General features: G+C 73.5%; 4 protein-coding genes and 1 pseudogene. 2 read left to right on the top strand and 3 right to left on the bottom strand.

Annotated elements, in window-relative coordinates; genetic code table 11:
• Positions 1-356: pseudogene (locus IY392_RS17160) on the bottom strand (amidohydrolase); the annotation flags it as partial.
• Positions 357-428: 72 nt separating this feature from the next.
• On the opposite strand from IY392_RS17160, the gene IY392_RS17155 reads away from it, so the two are divergent.
• Positions 429-1274: a precorrin-3B synthase gene (locus IY392_RS17155; protein ID WP_194861892.1), complete on the top strand. Its 846-nt coding sequence runs from the start codon at positions 429-431 to the stop codon at positions 1272-1274.
• Here IY392_RS17155 and IY392_RS17150 read toward each other — a convergent pair.
• Together IY392_RS17150 and IY392_RS17145 are read right to left on the bottom strand one after the other, a co-directional pair.
• Positions 1266-2843, bottom strand: coding sequence for a cobalt-precorrin-6A reductase (locus tag IY392_RS17150; RefSeq protein WP_228549572.1), 1578 nt, complete (start codon positions 2841-2843; stop codon positions 1266-1268). The two genes, IY392_RS17155 and IY392_RS17150, sit on opposite strands and share 9 nt — an antisense overlap.
• Positions 2844-2880: 37 nt before the next feature.
• The gene (locus IY392_RS17145) at positions 2881-3660 is read right to left on the bottom strand and encodes an SDR family NAD(P)-dependent oxidoreductase (RefSeq protein WP_194861890.1); all 780 of its coding nucleotides are present in this window, start codon (positions 3658-3660) and stop codon (positions 2881-2883) included.
• A gap of 112 nt (positions 3661-3772) precedes the next feature.
• On the opposite strand from IY392_RS17145, the gene IY392_RS17140 reads away from it, so the two are divergent.
• Positions 3773-4180 carry a PPOX class F420-dependent oxidoreductase gene (locus IY392_RS17140; RefSeq protein WP_107756439.1) on the top strand — a complete coding sequence of 136 codons (408 nt, stop codon included), beginning with the start codon at positions 3773-3775 and terminating at the stop codon, positions 4178-4180.
• Positions 4181-4319: the final 139 nt, after the last annotated feature.

Below are 4319 nucleotides of genomic sequence, written 5' to 3'. Positions count from 1 at the left end.
GCCCGGGTGAGCGCGTCCGCTATCCGGGCGGGGTCTTCGTGGCCGTCCAGGACCACCCGCTCGCCCGCCCGGATCCGCTCGTCCACGGCCTCGAGCCGATGCGGTGCCGGAACGGGGGCGGTGACCACACCGTTGTCGGCGGCCGAGTCGAGGTCCGGGCCCGCGGAGAGGCATTCGACGAAGGCGGGAGCGACCCAGTCCCCGTCGAGATCGAGACGGTCGGCCCCGGGAAACAGCGCCGGGCCCGGGGCGTCGGCACCGGCCCACAGGATCAGCCCGTCCTCGTGGGCCAGGGCGGTGGCATCACGGGAGGAGGGAGTCAGGACGCGGCCCCCGGTGGCCAACAGTGCGGTCATGCCCCCGAGTATCCCTGAGCCACCGGTCCGGGCTCCGGCCCCCCACCCGCTCCCCGCCTAGGCTGACATCCCATGACCGTCTCACCCTACGACGCGCTCGCCCGATTTCCGGGCGGCCGGCTGCGCCCCATCGACTGGACGACCCTGGCCACGGTGGCCGCGGACATCGGTGGTGAGATCGGGCTCGCACGAGGGGGCGGTGTTCTGGTCAGGGCCGCCGACGGTGAACCGGTCCCCAGTTCCGCACTCGTCGCGGCCGGGCTGCCCCCTGCCGTCGCGGATCACCGCCTCCCCCACGTCCTCGCGTCACCCATGGCCGGTCGTCTCGACGGGCACCACGACCTGGCGGACCTGCCCGAGCGCCTGTGCGCGGAGCTGCTCGGACGCGTCGAGACTCCCGTGCCGCGTCGCTCACTGGTGGTGGGCCTCGACGACGGCTCCGGCGACGTTCTGACCCACGCGCCCGACCTGGCGGCGGTCAGCTCAGGTCCCGGCCGCGCCGTCCGGGTCCACGGGCCCGGTAGGCCGGAGGGAACCGACGTGGCGGCGCTCGACGCTCCACGGGTCCTCGCGGACATGGCTGACGCTCTCCTGAGTGGCTCCGATGCGGCCCGGGGGAACGCCGTCCCGGATGCGCCGCACGCCCCCGTCCCCGCCGCCGTCGGGATCCCCCGCGTGGGGTGGATCGACACCACCGACGGGCTCGTCAGCCTTCTCGCGGTGGTTCCCCACGGCGTCGTCCCGGCACGTCTGGCCGGGTTCCTCGGGGCCGTCGAACGCCCGAGTACCGTCTCCGCCGACAGGGTGATCGGCCTCCACGGCCTGACCGAGGACATGGCCGAGCAGGTCGTGAGGGTCCTGGCGCCGATGGGGATGATCTTCGACGCCTCCTCCCCCTGGGTGACTGGATCAGCGTGAGCCGAAGCGATGGACCAGCCAACGGGCCGCCTCATCCACCGAGTGCACGGTGTCGCCGCGTCCGGTCTGCCCGGGAGGCGACCCGGACGGCCGGTCCACCATGACGACCGGGATCCGCAGATCGCGCGCGGCACGAAGCGTGGCGACCGTCGACTGCGCCCCGGTGTTCCGGGTGACCAGGACGTCGATGCGGTGACGCGACATGAGGGTGCGCTCGGACTCGACTCCGAACGGCCCCCGGTCGAGGACGAGCAGGTAGCGGTGCGGGAGCGGTCCGGGCGGAGGCTCGGCACTCCGGATCAGGTAGGACCCCCGGGTGTCGCCCGCGAAGGCGGTCGGGCCACCTCGTCCCACGGTGAGCATCGGGCGGCGGAATCGCTCTCGAACCAGCCGCGAGGCGGCGTCCACGTCGGCCACCGGGATCCACCGGTCGCCGTCCTCCGGTGCCCACGGGGGCCGGAGAACACGGAGCAGAGGGGTGCCGGTTTCGCGGGCGGCCCTGGTCGCGGAGGCCGACACGCCGGTGGCGAACGGGTCGGAGGCGTCGATGACGGCGCTCGCCCGGCTCTCGCGGAGCCAGCGGGCCAGGTCCTCCGGCCCACCGAACCCCCCGATCCGCACCTCGCCCCGGGGCATCCGTCGGCGGGACGGCGTTCCGGTCAGAGAGGTCACCACGTCGAGCCCGGCCGTGACCATGAGCTCGGCGAGCCTGCGCGCCTCCTCGGTCCCGCCCAGCAGAAGGATCCGGCCCGGTGTGGGCGCGGGCATCCGGGAGGCGCTCGGCGTGACGGATGGCGCCACTGATCCCCGAGCGGACTCGGGTGACGGGCTCCCGACCGGCGCCGGGCCTCCGTCGAGACCCTCGTCGTCCCGCCTACTCCCGAGCGCAGGTCCCGCGCAGACCACCATGTCCTCCGGGAGATCCGTCCCCGTCATGCGGTCCGCGATGTCGCCGAGGGTTCCGACGACGCTGATCTCCCCCTCCTGGCCCGGGGCGACCACGATCCCGACCGTGCACTCCGGTCCGTGGGCGGGCACGAGTTCGCGGATCACCCCGGCGAGCTGCCGGGGACCCACGTGCGGTACGACGGTGAGGTCCGCACCGCCGGTCGGTAGGGGCGGCAGCGGCTCCCCGTCCGACGGGGATGCTCCGGGCTCGTGGGACGGCCGCACGATGTGGACCGAGCCGGGCCCACCGGGTGCCGCCAGCTCGATCCCGAGAGCGGCGGCGGCAGCGGCGACGACGGGAACGCCGGGGACGATCTGCCACCCGACCCCCGCGGCCTCGAGAGCGCGGACCTCCTGCGCCACCCCCCGGTACATCGAGGGCTCGCCGGGGATGAGCCGGACCACCCGGTCTCCGCGTCCACTCGCCTCCCGGATCTCGGCGACGACATCCGAGACCGGCATCCCGGTGGTGTCGACAAGTCGGGCCCGCGGAGGGCAGAGGGACAGCACCTCGTGGAGCCCGTGGACACCCTCGAACAGGCAGGTGCCGCAGTCGGCGAGGAGCCTGGAGGCGCGGACGGTGAGCAGATCGGCATAGCCGGTGCCGACGCCGACGAACATGGCGGTCACCGGTCGCGATCCACGGTGGCAGGGGGTCTCACCGTGGCATCCGTCGCCAGATCGGCTGCGGGACCAACCGGGCGACGGCGAACATCACCCGTAGCTGCCACGGGATCCACACCACCCCGGCCCGTCGGGCCCGCACCCGGTCGACCACCGCATCGGCGACCTGGTCGGGCGTGGAGGAGAACGGTGCGGGATCCATGCCCTCGGTCATCCGGCCGATCACGAATCCGGGGCGGGGGATCACCAGGGTGATGCCCGTGCCGTGGAGGGCGTCCGCCATCCCCGAGGCGAAACCGTCGAGCCCCGCCTTGGCGGACCCGTACACATAGTTCGCGCGCCGGACCCGTTGACCGGCGACCGAGGAGAACGCCACCAGCACGCCGCGCCTGCGGGGCTTCATCCGCTCAGCCAGCACGGTGAGCAGGGCGGCCTGGGCCACGAAGTCGGTGTGCAGGATCCGAGCCGCGGTCGCCGCGTCCCTCTCGGCCACCTCCTGGTCGCCGAGGATCCCGAACGCCAGGACCGCGACCGAGATCTCGCCGATCCGGGACTCGATGTCCTCCACCACCCTCACGTGGGAACCGAGGTCGTCGGCGTCGAAATCGATGATCTCGACAGACGAGGCCCCGGCGGCCGTGAGAGGTGCCGCCAGGGCGGACACGTCGCGGCCGGGTCGTGTGGCGAGGACGACCGTGCATCCGTCCGCGAGACGCCGGGCGATCGCCAGACCGATCTCGCTCCGGCCACCGAAGATCACGACGACCTCGCCGCCCGGTGCGCGCTGGGATGCGGGGGATGCGGGGCTGGACATGAGGGCATTGTCCCACGCCCATCTCACTGCCTCCCACGCCCGTCCCAGGCCCGGTCGCACTCCCGTCGCCGCCGGCCGCCTCGTCCCGCCTCGCTGTGGCAGGCTCGCCGCTATGTCCCGAACACTGGCAGATCTGTCGCCCGACGCTCACGAGTTCCTCTCCGAGTACCACCTCGGTACGCTCACCACCCTCCGACGAGACGGTTCGCCGCACGTGGTCGCGGTGGGCTTCACACTCGACACCGGGTCGGGTCTGGCCCGCGTGATCACCCGGAGGGGGTCGCAGAAGGCCCGCAACGCCGCGCGCGGCGGACGGGCAGCGGTCTGTCACGTGGACCGAGGCCGGTGGCTGACGTTCGAGGGCCGGGCGACGTTGCTCACCGACGAGGCCGCCGTGCGCGAGGGCGAACGCCGGTACGGGATGCGCTACCGGGAGCCGAAACCCAATCCCGAGCGCGTCGTGGTGGCGATCGAGGTGGACCGCGTCCTGGGATCCGCCCAGATGTTCACCGGCGCCTGACACCGCGGTTCGATGCGCGGACGGGTGGGCGGCCTGCTGGACGGCTTGGTACGCGGCCTGCTGGGCGGCCGGTGCGTGGCCTGCTGGGCGGCCGGTGCGTGGCCTGCTGGGCGGCTTGGTGCGCGGCCTGCTGGGCGGG

Origin of the sequence: Dietzia sp. SYD-A1, from assembly GCF_015356725.1 — a bacterium.
In the GTDB taxonomy this organism is placed as follows: Bacteria; Actinomycetota; Actinomycetes; order Mycobacteriales; family Mycobacteriaceae; genus Dietzia.
This window is presented reverse-complemented; position numbering and strand designations above follow the sequence as displayed.